Here is an 18,334-nt window from a genome sequence, read left to right on the forward strand (position 1 = left end):
AGTTAGATACCGTTAAATACGAACCGCCGAAAGCACAAAAAGTCGATTTACACATTATCGGTTCAGGTGTCTTAGAATTATCAACGGCACGTAATTATAAATTCCCTAAAGGTGTAGGCTCAGCAGATCATGTAGATGATACTAAAGAAACAATTCAATTTTCTAATACTTATCAACCAACAGAAATCAAAGGTAAAAGACTTGCAGGCCTGAACAACTATTATGACGGTGAAGGATCAGCACCCTACCTAGTCACAATCGTTGACGATAAAATCAAAAAGGTTGCTTTAGATAAAGGCGGCAATCCTGCTATTAAAGACAATCAAAAATTCAAACATAAAAAAGGTTCTTAAACCATAAAAAAGAGAGCAGTATTGTTCAGCCGCTCTCTTTTCTAATTTTATGTTAACGCTTTAGTTTTTTGTGAATTAATGATAGGATTACATTAAATAAAATGAACGAAAAGAACACCAGCACTAATTACTGCGGACAACAGTAATTAGCCGCTACCGATAACACGACTATCGGCGCACTTTAGGTGTCCTGATTTCTTATTCATTTGATACCCTTATCTTACAAGAATAAAAGTAAAACTGCAACATAAATGTATCAAAATGAAACTAGAAAGAAGAGATACTGCTCATTGATGCCAACATCTATGAAGAGTGTAAGCCGTGATAATATCGGTTTACACTCTTTTTTGTTCCTCTAAAGAAAGAAGGAAAAATTCATGGCATATCAATTAGTAAACCTACAAGAACACGCAACATTCGATTCAATTCAAGCAATGGATAATACAGTAAGACAATACAATGCGCAGATCAGCAAATCTCATTATGAGACGCTTAACGTATTAAAACAATACAGCTGCAAAGTGATTGGTGTTTCACATATTAAAATCAAAACAATTGCTGAACGTTTAGGTAAATCAATTCGTACAATTAAAAATCACATTAAGTTCTTAAAAGAACAAGGATTCATCACAGTTATTAATATTATGCGTAAAAATGGGGGTAAAGGGGCTAATGCCTATGCAATCAACCCACTTGAATTGCAGCAATCTATTATTAATTGCACGTCGAAAAGCAGATGAAAAACGCAATAAAAGCCAGTCACAGCAAGCATAGCCTATGTTCAAGTTAAGAAAGAAACTATGTCTTTTATAAAACTATTAAATTCTTTTGTAAGTAACAAGCGTAGAAAAAAACAAATCCAATTAAAACGTACTGAAAATATCAAATATTTCAGAGCTTGTCCTGAGGGTGTACCGTTTGAATTATATCAACGTTACCAACCTTTCTTTAGTGATGCCCAAATTAAGTGCTTATTCAACAACATCTCAGATCAAATCAATTCATATTCTAATATCAACGACGAAGGATACACTGATATTGTCAATAATACTTTAGATTCACTAGTTAAGGTGTTAAGAAACTATAACAGAGGACAAGGTGATAAAATATATAATATTTTTGCGTATGCTGCAGGTACTGCAAAAAAATTAGCAGCTAAATTAGATCACATTAACAAATGGTCTGTAATGTGGGAACACTCTACACAAACAGAACAACATGATAATCATTTCAAAGCAGCAAGTATGCATATGTGGGCGAAAGCAGGCCTTGTAGATGATGAGGGAATCCCGTATTAACCTCCCAATAAAAAAAGTGGACTCGTTATTTTTAATTATAATTATGAAAAGAAAAACACATATTAGTTAAAGAATTTGCAGCTATTATTGATTATTTTTCTACAAATCATGAAGATGAAGTATAGCTTGAAATTGAACAAATAACCGCAAGTGGTACTATTATGAGCAAACTCGATAATTAGCTGATAATACCTTCGACTACACTACATAAGATCGAGCAAAGATATTAAGGTTATAAACAAAAGTAAGACAATTACTTATTTAACACATATAATTTTATTTTTTATGTTAAACATACCCTTTTATAATCGATGTTATCTTGCATATCTATAGTGTAAATTTCTCCGGTTTGAAACTCATTAATTAAGCTGTTGTTTTGATTATTAATGCTGTGTTATTTTTAGGGAAGGTAAAGTTAGTCGTTAGTGGCGGTGATAGTTGAAATATGTTATATTTTTTTATACATAAAATTCCTTCAATGATTGGGTTTTTGGTTATTCTCTAATTATACGTGAGGACTTTATTTTTTTGAAATAGTATGAGTATTTTATAAAAAAAACCAAAGAAAATCATTAAAGATTCTCCTTGGTTTTTGTTTGAGACTGGATTTATGTCCCATCCCCTTATCGTTCTTTTTAAATGACGAATTTAAATGATAATAGTATAGCAAAAATAACAAAAGCAAGAATGAAGTTGTCTCTTTTCTTTTCTAAGAGGTATGAAGTAGTAATAGTTAGCAAACCTAATATGACAAGAATATGATCGACTGAGTTTAAAACTATTATTCCATATAATGCTTGAAGTATATATTGAATGATTAAGATTGAAATACCTGATACTATCAAAAAAATGCTAATAAATTTAAGATATGAAATTGTCTCTTTTTTAATGTTTATCCTCCTCCCCTTTACTTTCTTCAACTCATGTGTCAAGATATCCAACAGTTGTTATATCATTAACTCGATTTAGATGAAAATAACTATTTTGTTATTCTTTCACTAATAGATTAACTGTTCTAATAATAAAACCTTTCCAACTAACACACTTTCTATTTTAATCCATATTTGCTTTCGCTTGAAATATATATTATTAATCTAAAGTATTCTTTGTTTTTATGGAATCGATTTCATTTCGTCCTTATCTGTTACCAAAATCAACTTCGAAACAGATAAACGGTATCATATTAACCGAAAAGAATGGTTGAATTTATGGCGAGATGTGACAGGAATTGATGAAATTACGTAAGTACATGTTCAAAAAATAAAACAGAATTACAACAAAGAATTATATGAAATGGAGAAGCATTCTGGTAAAGGTAGCGACTACTTAATTAATCAAAAAGTGTTCGATATATTTTATAAATCACTCAAAGGAAAACAGATTCTTGTTTATTCTGGACTGTTTAAAGAGGCAAGAAAGAAATTAAAAAATGGAGATTTATATTATCTTAAAGAAGTAGATCCGACAGATTTAAATGTATTCAAATTTCCCTTATACTCTTACAAAGCATTTGGGACAAAATCAAAATTTCGGTATTTTTTCAGAAATTTGCCACTCCAGGAACTAAAAAACGGTATTACTTTTTGAAGGATTTTATACAAAATTTTAGTTTGCATGTAGATGGGCAGTGTCTAAAAAGCGTCACTGGTTTCGCTTAAAATTTGTGATGTGAAATCAAAATATATTTATTTGGTTCATATTTACATTTTAAAAGCCTTTTTTGATTTCTAAGTACTTTTACTAGAAAAATAAAAAAACGCTTTAAATAGGCTTAAATTTAAAAAATAAGTGTAAAATCATTTTGGCGTTTTTAGAAAATCAATCTTCTAAGTCTAAAAAAGTGCAATGATTTTTTATGCCGAGAAAACTTTTTGTGAAAGAACCCCTCTTCAAATATACTTAATGAAGTAGGTCCACCAGCACGTTTTTGTCCGGTGGCTTATTTTCGGGAAGTTTGAAGAGGGAAAGTTTCTGCACAAAAAGAAAATTGGAATAAATGCAATGATAGAGAATGAAGCGCGATATATCAGTGATGCAAGCTCTACTTTCTTTTTATTTATAGCTAAAAATTTAAGGTTTGAACCTTGGAAGGAGAAAACAATGAACTTTGGAGAATAGATTAAACAGTTGAGGAAAAAAATCAAATCACTCAATAGGAGATGGGGAAAGACTGGGATTTCGAGACAAGGGATTTCACATTGGGAAAATGATAGGAATTTACCTGATATTGAAATGCTGATTTTAATATCTCGATCATTCAATATTTCTTTAAATGAATTAATTTTAGGAGGAAATGAGATGAATAATATACCAGGAAAAATTATTAGAGATAGTAGTGACACAAAAAGAATCAAAATAAAGATGGTGCGGATTGGTATTGCTTTATTTGTTTTAAGTTTGATTTCATATTTTTATGCTTTATTATTTGCGCCGATTAGTATGGAAAACTATTTTAGTGATTTCTCATCCTATTTGATGTTAAGTGGCTTTATATTAGTATTTGTCGTTGGAGTCCTTAGTTTTTCTGAGAAGTTTCAGGAAAAAGGTGATAAAAATTATGAAGTATTGACGTTTATTGGGCTAGGAGCAATGATTTTAGGTGTTATGCTCTATGCAATTACTTTGATGACAGGATGGTTTTCAGGAATCTTTGGTATTATATTATGTTTTATTGGTTTTATAATTATTATTTTTATATCTTTAATATAAAAATAATAATTAATTACGATAGTCTAACATTAAAATTTTAGGCTTTTTTCTTTTTTTAGTGATTTCTTTTTCAGCATACAATTACATTTCTTCTAAACGACTCATACCCTCTTCATCTACATAGTCTCCTAGATTCAATACTTGTTGGTTGACATGTGCAGTAAAGTATCTTGTTTCAGGCTGTTCTGCACTCTACATTAACTGTAAGGGGCACAAAATTCATCCTACTTTCAAACCTTAAGGAGCTACTTACATCATGATATTGATACAGATGGTTATATAATTAGACGTTTGATATTGAATCAAGATACAGCAAAATTGAGATATACACAAACTGAAAGTACATTGTTAGTTAAATGTAAAACTTCGTGGCAAGATGTTAGGATAAATTTATGAAAGGTGTATTGGAAAATGAGTTTAAAATTAAAGAAAGTAAGAGTTAGATTAGCTAAAAAAATCAAAACAAACTAGTTATATCTTATATCGAGATAACAAAGAAGCCGAGAAAAAAAGAGACTTAACGACATCAGAAATGCAACAAAGGATATATTGAAATTAATGAAAACTACGATGTTTTTTGTGCATCATACCTCCTTTGTGTATGCAGATGATCTTTAATTATGAATACATACAATATATACGCATAATATATGCAACATCTAAATACGATATTTCAATTACAGGTAAACAAGTTTAATGATTAACTCGTATACTTTATTTAATCGTAAATAAGCATACGCATGAATGATAAAATGTATCAGATGATGTATAAAATATCAAAAGGCTTAAACGTTGATTTAACAACGTTTAAGCCTTTTGAGTTAGTTGACATAATTAAATAATTATGGGTAGTTAGTTTGTATACTCTATTCACTTTATCTATATATTAAAGATAATTTTCCTCGATGTATCTTGCAACTGCATTAGCTAAAATATTAGAAGATGATAAAAGCATAAAATGTATTGCATCATTTAACGATATTATGTCTCCTACATATATATTATTCATGTTATCTTCAACAATATCGCTTTCTTGAATTTTGATTTTATCGTTTAAGTCAATCGGATACTCTAACGCAGTTATTAGCGTTAACAATTTAGTTATACTAGCAGGATTACTTTTATCTGATTCATTTTTCGAAAAAACACTGTGAGGTTTAAAGTTCTTTAAAAGTTTTATATTTTTTAATGGATATTTAAAAACCGTAAATGAATTTACATCTATGTTATTTTCTTTGTTATCTAAAACAGTATCTATAATAAGTTTTACTTGGTGAAATCTATTTCTTTTTGCTTTTAATACTGTTACTAAATATATCTCATCTTTAGCATATAACAGGACACTTAAATTTTTTATAAAACCTACGGTACCTGTCTTTCCACCTAAAATATCATAATAATTATTTAAACTTTTATTATATACAGTACTTTTAATTTCCGATTTTCTTGTATTATCTCCTAATATTCTTACTATATGTTTCTCTTTTTTCCAAATTTTAACGATAATTGGATTTAAACTTGCTTGTAATAACAACAATGATAAATCGTAACTTGTTGATAGTTGTCCTTTTTTAGTTAGTCCTGACGGATTTTTAAAATTTGAGTTTAACATTCCTATATTTTTTGCTACTTCATTCATTTTATTTATAAATAAATCCATTTATTTTCACCTGTTTTCTTTTAGTATTCAATGCTAGTATATAATAGAAATTAAAGGTGTGAAATTGATGATTAGATTTGAAATCTTTAAAAAACTACAATTACATAAAGATCAAAATTATCTCAATATATATGTCCTTTATCTCTTAGGCTTCAATTCAGATACGAAGAAGAGGGCGTTACTTTGCTAACAATTTTATTCATATCATAGTGCCCGCTAGTCTTTAGTACTATAATATGTAATTAATAGATAAGTTTTCAAAAGATACCACCGAAAAACCCCCACACTATTTGCAACAGTATGGAGGTAGTGCATTAATTATTAAACATTTTCGTTAACTAAAGTATGACCATAGTTAGTCAACAAATATGAAATGCTAAACATAACATTTTTAGAACGAGTATATTATACGAATACACACAATTTAAATTTATTTTTCTAATTGTTTAATACTCTCTCTATTGAAGTCATCTAAATCATCTGGTGTACGACTTGTTACAATATTATTATCTATAACAACGGATTCATCAACAACATGTGCTCCTGCATTAGATAAATCTTTACGTACGTTAATAACACCAGTTATTGTACGTCCGTTTAAATCATCTGTATCAACTAGTAAAAGTGGACCATGACAAATCGCAAATATTGGCAAATCATTTTGAGTAAAGTACTTAGTGAATGCGCCATAACGCCCTTCTTCATCACCACGTAAATGGTCAGGTGAAAAGCCACCAGGAATTAATAATGCATCATAATTTTCTGGTTTCGCATCTACAATACTAACGTCTACAGTTACTTTCTCACCGTGTTTGCCGACAAGTTCATGATTTGCTGTATCTCCAATAATTTCAGTATCAAATCCAGCATTTTCTAATGCTTCTTTTGGGCTAGTTAATTCTATATCTTCAAATTCATCTGCTAAAATAATTGCTACTTTTTTAGTCATAATACAACATTACCTTTCAGTTTATATTTTTAATCTAAATAATATATACACTTAGTTGGGGATACTTTAAACATAATAATTTTTTCATTGCTAATGCTTAGAGATAAACAATCTCTATCTTCAATAAAAAATGATATAGATGCATATATTTTCTTTTCTTAACTCATTATCATTAATGTTAAAACATATCTTCTTAACATCATTTAATATTAATTAAGAATTCGCATCAACTATATCACGACATTGTTTAGCAGCAGCTCTTGGGTTATCAGCATTTGCAATACCACCAACAACAATAATTAAATCTGGTTTTTCAGTTGCTACCTCCTCAATTGTATCCGGTTTGATTCCACCTGCTACAGCTACTTTTGAATTTGAAATAACTGATTTGACAGTACGTAAACTTTCTAAAAGTGATACACCTTCAGCTTGTAAATCATAACCCGTATGCACAGCAATATAGTTAGCACCCATTTTATCTAATTCAGCTGCACGTTGTTCTAAATTTTGAACCGCAATCATATCAACTAATAATTCTTTACCGCTTTTATGCGCTTCTTCAATAGCACCTTTAATTGAAGCATCTTCAGAAACACCAAGAATTGTTACAATATCAGCTCCGAATTTTACAGCTTGACTTACTTCATATGCTGTGGCATCCATAATTTTTAAATCTGCTAATACCTGTATATTATTCACTGACTTACTCATATGTTTAACCGCAGATAATCCTTCATTTATGACAATTGGAGTTCTGATTGTTACGATATCAATAAATTCTTCTACTTCTTGAGCAAGCTTTGCTGCCTCTTTTTGGTCTAATAAATCGATTGCTATTGTTTATCACCTTTTAAACAATGATCGTTTAAGGTTAAGTGACTTACAAAATAAACTACCTGATATCAATCAGCGCATGTTAATAAGACAACTTAGAGAATTAGAGCAGGATAAAATTATTGAAAAGACAATCTACCCGGTAGTGCCTCCTAAAGTAGATTATAAATTGACTGAAATAGGGTTAAAACTGGATAAAGTGGTCTTTTCAATTTGTAATTGGGGAGATAGCTTTCTAGATAAAGTAAGAAGAGATACATAGCTGTTGACATAAAAAATGACTTATCGGAAGTTACCTATTATCATATATTCGAAGATGATATAATATATAAGTCGCCTATCTCTCAGGCGTCAATTTAGACGCAGAGAGGAGGTGCATATCAAATGGTCGAAGCTCTTGTACACATCACGACCACAGTCATCAGTGGTTGTATTGTTGCGTTATTTACGCATTGGCTACGTACACGTAACAATAAGAAAAAATAGGCGATATTAAGCCAACACCTAAAAACCCCCTCACTACTCGCAATAGTGAGGGGATTGGTGCATATAATGCACGAAGCTCTTGTTAGGTAAATTATAACACTGGTTAGTAGAAAAATGCAAAATCAGTATCTATATAGGAGGATAAAATAAATATAGAGTGTGTTATAGTTTTCTAACAATCTTTTTTGAAGATATATTAAAAAGTGTTGATTACAAGTACACTCTAATCACACATATAAAATTTTGTAATTATCACATTCGTTACTTTACTGAATGAATTAGTATTATTTATATAATAAATATAAAGAGTCCAGAAACTTTATGTCCCGGACTCTCTCTTTTTTGTATATAGATATATATCAGTTTTGGTTTATAAAATTATTAAACTTCTTCTATAAAATATAGAAGAGTTTTAATTATTTAACAATAATTACAGGTATTTGAGAACGTTTAGCAACTTTATGACTTACACTACCAAGAACCATTTTTTGAAAACTGTTTAAGCCACGTGTACCTAAAATGATAGCTTGATATTCACCACTATTTGAAACTTCAACCACTTTATCTGTTGGAGTACCGTGAACAATTTTAATTTTGTAATTCACATTGTGTTCTGTAAATAAATCTTTAATAGATTGTAATTTACTTTCCCTTTTTTGAGTTAGATTAGTTCCTTGGTGATCATGTAAAACATCTGTTTTTGATTCTTCAATATCTACAACCGTAAGTATTGTGACAATTGTATAATCACCTATAAAATTTAGTAACTCTTGGGCTGCACGTATACTATTTTTTGAACCATCTGCTGCAAGCAAAATTGAATTATACATAAAAAACACTCCTTAATTTAAATGAGTTTCATTTAAATAACTTAGTTCTGAAATAATTTTTCGGCTATCTGCGTTTAATTTTTCAACATACACAATATTGTTTTTCTCTTCAAATTTCCTAACAATCGTATCAATGGCATTTACTGCTGAATCATCCCATAGGTGAGCGTGATCAAAATTCAACACTATGACACTATCTTCAATATTAAAATCAATTTTCTCCATCATAGAATCAATTGATACAAAGAATATCTGACCTTTAAAAGAAAAACGATGCTGTTTACCTAACTCTTTATAAATAACTTCAACTTTAGAAATTTTAGTCGCAAAGAATATAGCACTGAAAACAACACCTACAACTACACCGATAGCTAAGTTATGTGTTATTAATACAATAATAACCGTTAAAACCATAACGAATGCATCTGTTTTAGGTGCTTTTTTTATATACTTAAATGAATTCCAATCAACAGTCCCGATAGAAACCATAACCATTATCCCTGCAAGAATTGGCATCGGGATTTGAACGACTACACCACCGAGAACAATAATCATAAACATAAGTACAATACCTGCTGTAAATGTAGACAATCTACTATTTGCACCTGACTTAACATTGATTACTGATTGTCCAATCATGGCACAACCTCCCATACCGCCAAAGAAACCAGTAATAATATTAGCAATCCCTTGACCTCTTGATTCTTTATTTTTACTACTGTGTGTATCTGTTGCATCATCTACAATTTTAGCTGTAAGTAGGCTTTCTACTAGACCCACAATAGCCATTGATAATGAATATGGGAAAATAATTTGAAGTGTTTCTAAATTAAAAGGAATGTTAGGGATTAAGAAATGAGGCAAAGTTTGCTTAATATTACCTAAATCACCTACGGTTCTTACGTCAGATCCTGTATACATATACAATGCTGTTAAAACAATTATAGCTATTAATGGGGCAGGTATAGCTTTATAAAATCTAGGAATAACATATACAATTAGTAAAGTTATAATAACGTATATATAAGTTGCTATAGATATATTAAAAATATGCTCTATTTGAGACATAAAAATCATAATACCCAATGCATTAACAAATCCAATCATAACTGGACGGGGAATAAATTTCATTAAACGACCGACTTTAAGTATTCCTAAAATTAATTGTATTAAACCCATCAATATCGTAGCAGCAAAAAGATATTCAACACCATGCTCTTTAACTAAAGGTGTGACTAAAAGCGCCACAGCCCCGGTGGCGCCAGAAATCATTGCAGGTCTACCACCCACTATAGCAGTAACAGTAGCAATGATAAATGCTGCATACAATCCCACCATCGGATCCACACCAGCAATAATTGAAAACGCAATTGCTTCTGGTATTAATGCTAGTGCTACAACGATACCAGCAAGTATATTCTTTCTAGGCTGATTGAACCATTCAGATTTTAATTTTTCAACCATCGCTTTCTCTCCTTTATATTAGTTATGCTGTAAAGTATAACATAAAAGTTTCATATGTATACCCCTTAATGAAACTATGTGTTATACTTTTTTATGTAAGGTGGTGTAATAAAATGAAATACGGCTACATTAGACCTGTAACAATAAATGACACTGTTACTGAACAAGCAAAGAAAATAGAAATATATACAAAAAATATTCTAAAAGAGACGCACGCTAATAATAAAAAAAGAAACGAACTAAATACATTATTAAATTCAAAATTAGTTTTTGGTGATACATTGTATATTACAGATTTGTGTATTATTGCAGATTCTACAAAACACTTAGTAGATATACTAGATTTACTTTCTGTCAAAGGAATTTCACTATATATAATTAATTTAAATAAAAATCTCATTGCAGATACCAATGAAAATTTTATAAAAACATTACATGAGATTACTGATTTTCAAAGAGACATTGTAAAATTTAGAACACGTATGGGGTTAGAGAATTATACAAGAGAAGGTAAACGTCTTGGTAGACCTAAACGTGATGATAAAAATTTAAGAGATGCTATAGAAATGTATATGAGTAAGAAATATACATTAGATGAGATAAAAGAAAAAACAAATATAAGTAGAGCCACATTATACAGACATTTAGATAAATAATACACTCCCCTTAGTTATTAAATAAGGGGAATGTATATAGAGTATGAGTATTTTAATTATTATTTATATTAATAAAATAGAATACCTAAAATAATACCAATAAATACAATAGCCCAAGAAGTAAGTTTAAAATACATTAATATTCTTTCTCATTTAAATAATTAGCTGTTTTAATCACTTCATCATAATTACGACATAAACGATTGCCTTAATAAAAATAGTATGAGACTCAGACCAATAGTTACTTGTGTTTCTTCCTTGTTCGAAAGAAAATATAAGTGTAGATATATAATATAAAAAGAGAGTGTACAGAAAATGGTTATTTTCTGTACACTCTCTTTTTATATCTAGATATATAGCTAGTATACATATTTTAGTGTTCAATAACCCAACAGAAAATCTATGTTCATAAATAGGGTTAGAATTAAGTTATGGTACAATGAAAATGTACATAGGAGGTTTGTATTTTGAAAATAGGTTATGCAAGAGTCTCAACTGGTTTGCAAAATTTGAATTTGCAGGAAGATCGATTAAATCAATATGGTTGTGAAAAGATATTTAGCGATCATATAAGTGGATCAAAAAGTAAACGTCCTGGTTTAGATAAAGCTATTGAATTTGCGAGGTCAGGAGATACGATTGTTGTTTGGAGACTAGATAGATTAGGACGTAACATGGAAGATTTAATCACATTAGTTAATGAACTTAATAATCGAGGCGTGAGTTTTCATAGTTTAGAAGAAAATATAACAATGGATAAATCAAGTTCTACAGGACAATTGTTATTTCATTTATTCGCAGCGTTTGCAGAATTTGAACGTAACTTAATTTTAGAACGTTCTTCAGCGGGGCGAATTGCAGCTCGTGCCAGAGGGCGCTATGGAGGTCGACCCGAAAAATTAAATAAAAAAGATTTGACTTTACTCAAAACACTTTATGATAATGGAACACCAATTAAAACTATTGCAGAGCAATGGAAAGTTTCACGTACAACAATCTATCGCTATCTCAATAAGTTAAATAATCAAGAAAATAAAGGTAAATAAAAATATTACTAAGTTTTAAGAAAGCTAAAAACCAGACAGGATCTACCCTAATTGAACAATTAGGAGCCCTTGTAAAATACAGTTTCTAAATGTATGATTAGGGTGTATGAGAAAGGGTGTTGAAAATGATAGTTGGTTATGCACGAGTATCAACCATTGATCAGAATTTAGATAGACAGATTGAAAATTTAGAAGCATTTGGTGCTGAAAAAATATTCACAGAAAAACAATCAGGTAAATCGATTGAAGATAGACCTATTTTTATAGAAACATTGAACTTTGTAAGAATGGGAGATCGTTTAATCGTTGAATCGATTGACCGTCTAGGAAGAAATTATGACGAGATTATTCAAACGGTGAACTATTTAAAAGAAAAAGAAGTTCAATTAATGATTACAAGCTTGCCTATGATGAATGAAGCAATTGGTAACCCATTATTAGATAAGTTCATGAAAGATTTAATCATTCAAATTTTAGCAATGATTTCAGAACAAGAAAGAAATGAAAGTAAGCGTAGGCAAGCACAGGGAATTAAGGTAGCGAAAGAAAAAGGTATCTATAAAGGCAGACCTGTCCTTTACTCACCAAACGCGAAAGACCCACAGAAACGTTTAGTTTATCAACGTGTTGTAGAAATGTTAGATCAAGGAATTTCTATTAGTAAAATTGCTAAAGAAGTAGATATTACAAGACAGACCGTATATCGAATTAAAAATGAAAGAACAAAATAATTAATAAAATGAGTAAAAAGTGATTGTATAACACATTAGGAAATGATAATATGTTATACAATAACCTGCTTCTTTTAATTTAAAATTCTAAACTTTATTAAACTGTAAAAATGATAATTTCAAACTTCTTCATATTTTTCCCTTTAATAAGATATGAAGACGAAACATCTCTTCCAAAAGATAAGTAAAAAAGTGAGCGTTATTATCTATATAGACAATAACGCTCACTTTTAGTTTCATTGTTATTTTTCCAATCCATCAGTTAAAACATCTAAATTATACTCTAAATATTTAAGATAAGTATCAGCTACGCCACCTTCTTTACTAATTTCATCAGAGTAAATTGGTTTCTTGTAAATTGATACGCCACTTTCTTTAGATACGGTTTCCATTGGACGCTTATCTACGTTTGATTCTACAAATAAGTGAGATGGCTCATTTTTATCAATAAATTTTACTAAATCTTTGATTTGTTCTGGAGATCCATTCTCGTCCGTGTCTATCGCCCAAATATAACCTTCTTTTAGGTCATAACGGTCTGTTAAATATTGGAAAGCTTGTTCACTCGCTACAAAAACACGATCTTTCTTAGGAATATCGCCTAATTGTTTTTCATAATCATCTTCGATGTTATGTAATTTTTTTAAATATGCTTTTTCATTTTCTTTATAATAATCTTTGTTTTTTGGATTTCTTTCAGATAAAGATTTCGTGATATTTTTAATCATTTTTTCTCCTACTTTCGGATCAATAAATGCATGAGGGTTCACTTCTTTTTTGCCATCTTCATCTTTAATGTATTTAGGTTTAACACCTTCTGATGTTTTTATCGCATTTTCTTTTGAAAAATCAGAAGACTCTAAAGCTTTAAATAACCAACCTTTACTGCCACCTTCTAAATTCAATCCATTATAGAAAACCAAATCGGCACTCGAGATATGTTTAATGTCATCTGGTTTAGGATCGTAGTCATGCGGGTCAGTGCCTGTAGGCACTAAATTTTTAACTTCAACGTGCTCTCCGCCAATTTCTTTAACCATATCATCAATCATAGAAAAACTTGTGACCACTTTGATTTTATCTTTATCTACTGATTCTAATTCTTTATCTGAATCACCGTCTTTATCTCCATTACTACAAGCTGCTAAAACAACAGAAAGTGTAATGGTGAATAAAAATAATATCACTTTTTTCATTATAAAAATCCTCCTAAGTTAATGTTTAATCATTCTCCACAATAGCCCATTTCTAGGTGCTAAGAAGAATGTGATAATAAATATAGCTGTAATAACTAATACAATAACCACACCTGAAGGTAAGTTAAATGTAAAACTAAAGAACAACCCAATAATAGATGAAATAGCACCTATCAACGCTGATAAAAGAATCATGGTTGATAGTCTTTTAGTCAGTAAATAAGCTGTCGAAGCTGGCGTAATCAATAAAGAAACAACTAAAATAACACCGACGGTTTGTAATGAGGCAACAGTTACTAACGTTAATAACACCATGATTGTGTAATGGATGAATTTTGTTGGTAAACCTGAAGCTGCAGCCATGGTTGGATCAAACGTTGATAGTAAAAATTCTTTATAAAAGATCACTACAATAATTAAGACAATCGCAGCGACAATAAATGTTAATGTTCGATCCTGTTCTTTAACTGTCAGTACATTACCAAATAAAATTTCCGTTAAATCTATGGACGATTGCGCTTTCGTAACAAGTAAAACCCCTAAAGCTAGAAAGGCAGAAAAAACAATACCTATAGATGAATCGCTTTTGATTTTACTGTTTTGGTTAACGAAACCGATTCCTAAAGCTGCCATAATCCCAAAGACTACCGCACCGTAGAAAAAATTAATGCCCATCATATAAGAAATAGCTACACCCGGTAGAACTGCATGTGAGATAGCATCTCCCATTAGCGCCAAACTTCTTAATACGATGAAACAACCAATAACGCCACAGATGATTCCGATGACAACAGAAGTTACAAGTGCTCTTTGAAGAAAACTAAACTGAAATAACTCATGTATAAATTGACTAATCATTTTTATCCCCACTTTCAGAAGGGATCAAAATATTTGTGCCAAAGGCTTGTGCTAAGTTATCTCCCGTAAACACATTTTCAACAAAACCAAAATCGATTAAATGTTTATTTAAAAGAATAAGGCTATCGAAATATTTACTGACTTTGGATAAGTCATGATGAACAATTAAAATTGTTTTTCCAGATTCAGCTAGTTCTTTTAATAAATCAACAATGATATTTTCACTTGTAATATCGATGCCAACAAAAGGTTCATCAAGTAATATCAAATCTGTTTTCTGAACTAACGTTCTAGCAATTAACACTCGTTGAAATTGTCCTCCTGATAGCTCCCCTATTTGTCGATCTTTATATTCCGACATATCCACTTTGTTAAGGGCTTCTGTTGCCATTGCTTTTTCTTTTTTCCCAGGTAACTGCCACGGTTTTAACCGAGGGTATATACCTAAAATGACACAATCTAAAACTTTCATAGGAAACGTTGTATCGATATTACTTTTTTGTTCGACGTATGAAAGATTTTTAAGTTGCTTATGTATAGGCTTACTTTTAAAAAATGTTTGTCCTTTGTGTGGTATTAAATTAATCATTGCTTTAATCAAAGTTGATTTACCTGCCCCATTTGGGCCAATAATCCCAACAATTTGTCCTTCTATCATTTGTAAAGAAACATCTTGTAAAGCTCGGGTTTGATTATCATAAACCACTGACAAGTTTTGTACATCTAACACGCTATTCCCTTCTTTCTTCACTTGCGTAAATAATATATTTAGGATAACCTAAATATATTATTTAGTCAAACGAAAATTTGAAGTTTGGCTAGCTATTTCTGCTTTAAAAATCAAAATTGTAGGTGGGATCATGATTACTGATGCGCAAAAGAAATATTTGAAAATTATCTTCCAATTAGGTGGAGACATTGAGCTAGTGTCTAATAAAATGTTATCTAAAAAGTTAGGAGCAGCGCCCCCTTCAATTAGCCAAATGTTAGATCGATTAACCGAAGCAGGTTTTGTCAAAAGTGAACATTATCGTGGTGTTATGTTAACTAAGAAAGGATTAACTTATACGATAGAAATGACTAACAATCATGAGATTATTAAAGCGTTTTTCATAAAAGTATTAAATATCAACTCTTCTGAAGTCAACCAAGAGGTTGATTTAATCGAAAATCACGTATCAGATAAATTTGTTCAACGTTTATCTGAATACTTAAGAACAAAACAATTTTAAAAAGGATGATTAACTATGAAGCTTTTTAATAAAAAGTACAGTACAAAGCAACAATTATTCTCTCCCAGCCCTCAAAATAAGAATACGAATCATAAATAAATGAGGCTGGGACATAATTTCTAACAAATTAGCCAGTAAATGAGTTTATTATAAATTCATTTACTGGCTTCTTTATTTACAATACTACGTATTGTTGGCTCGTTTTCTTAGGGGACAGCTTCAGCCTGTAGTCTTCAACTTGTCCTGTTCCCTCAAGAGTCTCGCCAAAATACTTTGTATTTATATGTAATTTTACATTGAAATACTTTAAAAAAATAAGGCACTTTCGTATAATTTAATAAATGTCACTAAACTAAATTAACGAGGTGCCTTATGTATAAAGATTATAACATGACTCAACTTACTCTACCATTGGAAACTTCAGTTCTTATCCCCACAAATGATATTTCACGACATGTCAATGATATTGTAGAAACAATTCCTAAAACTGAATTCGATGAATTCAGACATCATCGTGGTGCAACCTCATACCATCCCAAAATGATGTTAAAAGTCATTCTATATGCCTACACACAATCTGTGTTTTCAGGACGTAAGATAGAAAAATTACTTAATGATAGCATCCGGATGATGTGGTTATCACAAAATCAAAAGCCTTCTTATAAAACGATTAATCGATTTAGAGTCAATCCAAAAGTAGATGCTTTATTAGAATCATTATTTATTCAATTTCATAGTCAGTGTTTGAAACAACATCTTATAGATGATCAAACCATTTTTATTGATGGTACGAAAGTTGAGGCGAATGCCAATCGATATACATTTGTATGGAAAAAAAGTATTCAAAACCATGAGACAAAGATGAATGAAGATTCTAAAGCACTCTATCACGAATTGGTAACAAATAAAATTATACCTGAGATTAAAAAAGATCACGATAATGACTTAACAAAGGAAGAAATAGATTTGATTGGTAGTCATTTGGATAAAGAAATCGAAGATTTAAATCAACATATCGATAATGAAAAATGTACTAAAATAAGAAAACAAATACGGCTCAAAAGAACTAAAATTAAACAATATAAAAAGCAAATTAATGATTACTCTGGGCGAAAGTATAAATACGACGTCCAAAAATCTATTTTAAAGGATAGAAATAGTTATTCTAAAACAGATCATGATGCCACATTTATGAGAATGAAAGAAGATCATATGAAAAATGGACAACTCAAGCCAGGTTATAATTTACAAATAGCGACAAATTCTCAATTCGTTTTATCTTATAATGTGTATCAAAATCCGACTGATACAAGAACGATGATACCATTTTTAAATTCAATTCAAGAGACCTACGGTCATTTACCTGAATATATTGTAGCTGATGCAGGTTATGGTAGCGAGCCCAATTATATGGCAATTATAGATGATTTTAATCGAATACCACTTATAACCTACGGTATGTTTATAAAAGATAAAACTAAAAAATATAAAAGCGACATCTTTAACACTCAAAATTGGGATTATGACGAAATTAACGATGAATATATTTGTCCAAACAATAAGCGATTGGGTTTTAAAAGATATGCCTATCGGCATGATAAATATGGGTTTAAGAGAGACTTCAAATTATATGAATGTGATGATTGTTCAGAATGTCCTCTGAGACACCAATGCATGAAATACAATTCAAAAACGAATAAAAAAATAATGAAAAATTATAATTGGGAATATTTTAAAGCCCAAATTAATAAAAAGCTTTCAGAACCAAAAATAAAAACCATCTACAGTCAAAGAAAAATTGATGTGGAGCCTGTTTTTGGATTTATGAAGGCTATTTTGGGTTTCACTCGAATGTCCGTTCGAGGGATAAATAAAGCCAAAAGAGAACTAGGATTTGTGCTAATGGCACTTAATATAAGAAAAGTAACAGCTCAACGAGCTGAAAATAATCAAAAAAATTATAAAAAAGACAATTTCTATATTATTTCAATAGAAATTGTCTCAGACTGTCGACAAAGTCCTACGGACTTGT

General features: G+C 30.3%; 18 protein-coding genes and 3 pseudogenes. 13 read left to right on the forward strand and 8 right to left on the reverse strand.

What is annotated here, in order from left to right; genetic code table 11:
- The 6 genes and pseudogenes from HMPREF3031_RS13515 to HMPREF3031_RS10620 form a co-directional block, all read left to right on the forward strand.
- A partial coding sequence (locus HMPREF3031_RS13515; RefSeq protein WP_180364340.1) for a hypothetical protein occupies positions 1 to 353 on the forward strand: 353 nt, incomplete at its 5' end.
- A 377-nt stretch (positions 354 to 730) separates the two neighbouring features.
- On the forward strand, positions 731 to 1,093 hold the full coding sequence (locus HMPREF3031_RS13720; protein WP_070724891.1) for an HTH domain-containing protein: 363 nt from the start codon (positions 731 to 733) through the stop codon (positions 1,091 to 1,093).
- A 60-nt stretch (positions 1,094 to 1,153) separates the two neighbouring features.
- Complete coding sequence (locus HMPREF3031_RS13725; protein ID WP_070724893.1) at positions 1,154 to 1,651, forward strand: hypothetical protein; 498 nt, start codon at positions 1,154 to 1,156, stop codon at positions 1,649 to 1,651.
- Between the two features lie 1,149 nt (positions 1,652 to 2,800).
- Positions 2,801 to 3,238, forward strand: a pseudogene (locus tag HMPREF3031_RS13615) (protein rep); the annotation flags it as partial.
- Positions 3,239 to 3,778: 540 nt separating this feature from the next.
- Positions 3,779 to 3,919, forward strand: a pseudogene (locus tag HMPREF3031_RS13900) (helix-turn-helix transcriptional regulator); the annotation flags it as partial.
- Between the two features lie 30 nt (positions 3,920 to 3,949).
- Entirely contained in the window at positions 3,950 to 4,360 is a 411-nt protein-coding gene (locus tag HMPREF3031_RS10620; RefSeq protein WP_070724896.1) for a hypothetical protein, read from the forward strand.
- An 886-nt stretch (positions 4,361 to 5,246) separates the two neighbouring features.
- On the opposite strand, the gene HMPREF3031_RS10625 is transcribed toward HMPREF3031_RS10620, so the two are convergent.
- From HMPREF3031_RS10625 to hxlA, 3 genes are all read right to left on the reverse strand, one after another.
- A complete protein-coding gene (locus HMPREF3031_RS10625) occupies positions 5,247 to 6,020 on the reverse strand; it encodes a serine hydrolase (RefSeq protein WP_070724899.1) in 774 nt (257 codons plus the stop codon).
- Positions 6,021 to 6,450: 430 nt separating this feature from the next.
- Positions 6,451 to 6,969, reverse strand: a complete 519-nt coding sequence (locus HMPREF3031_RS10630; protein ID WP_070724901.1) for a type 1 glutamine amidotransferase domain-containing protein — start codon at positions 6,967 to 6,969, stop codon at positions 6,451 to 6,453.
- 213 nt (positions 6,970 to 7,182) lie between these two features.
- The gene (hxlA, locus tag HMPREF3031_RS10635; RefSeq protein ID WP_070724903.1) at positions 7,183 to 7,806 is read right to left on the reverse strand and encodes a 3-hexulose-6-phosphate synthase; all 624 of its coding nucleotides are present in this window, start codon (positions 7,804 to 7,806) and stop codon (positions 7,183 to 7,185) included.
- Between hxlA and HMPREF3031_RS10640 the strand changes: the two are divergent.
- A pseudogene (locus tag HMPREF3031_RS10640) lies at positions 7,799 to 8,065 on the forward strand (winged helix-turn-helix transcriptional regulator); the annotation flags it as partial. The gene hxlA and the pseudogene HMPREF3031_RS10640 overlap by 8 nt on opposite strands.
- A 122-nt stretch (positions 8,066 to 8,187) precedes the next feature.
- Entirely contained in the window at positions 8,188 to 8,289 is a 102-nt protein-coding gene (locus tag HMPREF3031_RS13325; RefSeq protein ID WP_000228874.1) for a type I toxin-antitoxin system Fst family toxin, read from the forward strand.
- A 416-nt stretch (positions 8,290 to 8,705) separates the two neighbouring features.
- Here HMPREF3031_RS13325 and HMPREF3031_RS10645 read toward each other — a convergent pair whose 3' ends face one another.
- The gene (locus tag HMPREF3031_RS10645) at positions 8,706 to 9,119 is read right to left on the reverse strand and encodes a universal stress protein (RefSeq protein ID WP_000282781.1); all 414 of its coding nucleotides are present in this window, start codon (positions 9,117 to 9,119) and stop codon (positions 8,706 to 8,708) included.
- A 12-nt stretch (positions 9,120 to 9,131) separates the two neighbouring features.
- Positions 9,132 to 10,583: a SulP family inorganic anion transporter gene (locus tag HMPREF3031_RS10650; protein WP_070508361.1), complete on the reverse strand. Its 1,452-nt coding sequence runs from the start codon at positions 10,581 to 10,583 to the stop codon at positions 9,132 to 9,134.
- A gap of 113 nt (positions 10,584 to 10,696) precedes the next feature.
- On the opposite strand from HMPREF3031_RS10650, the gene HMPREF3031_RS10655 reads away from it, so the two are divergent.
- From HMPREF3031_RS10655 to HMPREF3031_RS10665, 3 genes are all read left to right on the forward strand, one after another.
- On the forward strand, positions 10,697 to 11,239 hold the full coding sequence (locus HMPREF3031_RS10655) for a recombinase family protein (protein WP_070724907.1): 543 nt from the start codon (positions 10,697 to 10,699) through the stop codon (positions 11,237 to 11,239).
- 467 nt (positions 11,240 to 11,706) lie between these two features.
- Positions 11,707 to 12,285 (forward strand): recombinase family protein, encoded by a 579-nt coding sequence (locus HMPREF3031_RS10660; RefSeq protein WP_070724910.1) that lies wholly within the window; start codon positions 11,707 to 11,709, stop codon positions 12,283 to 12,285.
- A gap of 125 nt (positions 12,286 to 12,410) precedes the next feature.
- The gene (locus HMPREF3031_RS10665) at positions 12,411 to 13,016 is read left to right on the forward strand and encodes a recombinase family protein (protein ID WP_002497488.1); all 606 of its coding nucleotides are present in this window, start codon (positions 12,411 to 12,413) and stop codon (positions 13,014 to 13,016) included.
- A 242-nt stretch (positions 13,017 to 13,258) separates the two neighbouring features.
- Here HMPREF3031_RS10665 and HMPREF3031_RS10670 read toward each other — a convergent pair whose 3' ends face one another.
- From HMPREF3031_RS10670 to HMPREF3031_RS10680, 3 genes are read right to left on the reverse strand one after another with little or no spacing between them, the layout of a single operon-like run.
- Entirely contained in the window at positions 13,259 to 14,212 is a 954-nt protein-coding gene (locus tag HMPREF3031_RS10670) for a metal ABC transporter substrate-binding protein (RefSeq protein ID WP_002497487.1), read from the reverse strand.
- Between the two features lie 18 nt (positions 14,213 to 14,230).
- Positions 14,231 to 15,070, reverse strand: coding sequence for a metal ABC transporter permease (locus HMPREF3031_RS10675; RefSeq protein WP_002497486.1), 840 nt, complete (start codon positions 15,068 to 15,070; stop codon positions 14,231 to 14,233).
- Positions 15,063 to 15,800 (reverse strand): metal ABC transporter ATP-binding protein, encoded by a 738-nt coding sequence (locus HMPREF3031_RS10680; protein WP_070724913.1) that lies wholly within the window; start codon positions 15,798 to 15,800, stop codon positions 15,063 to 15,065. The genes HMPREF3031_RS10675 and HMPREF3031_RS10680 overlap by 8 nt, the downstream gene beginning before the upstream one ends.
- 130 nt (positions 15,801 to 15,930) lie before the next feature.
- On the opposite strand from HMPREF3031_RS10680, the gene HMPREF3031_RS10685 reads away from it, so the two are divergent.
- Entirely contained in the window at positions 15,931 to 16,302 is a 372-nt protein-coding gene (locus HMPREF3031_RS10685; protein ID WP_002497484.1) for a metal-dependent transcriptional regulator, read from the forward strand.
- Positions 16,303 to 16,674: 372 nt separating this feature from the next.
- Positions 16,675 to 18,334: IS1182 family transposase (locus HMPREF3031_RS10690; RefSeq protein ID WP_070724916.1), on the forward strand; the 1,660-nt coding region annotated here is incomplete at its 3' end.

The organism is Staphylococcus sp. HMSC072B07, from assembly GCF_001815505.1.
Classification (GTDB): Bacteria; Bacillota; Bacilli; order Staphylococcales; family Staphylococcaceae; genus Staphylococcus; species Staphylococcus simulans.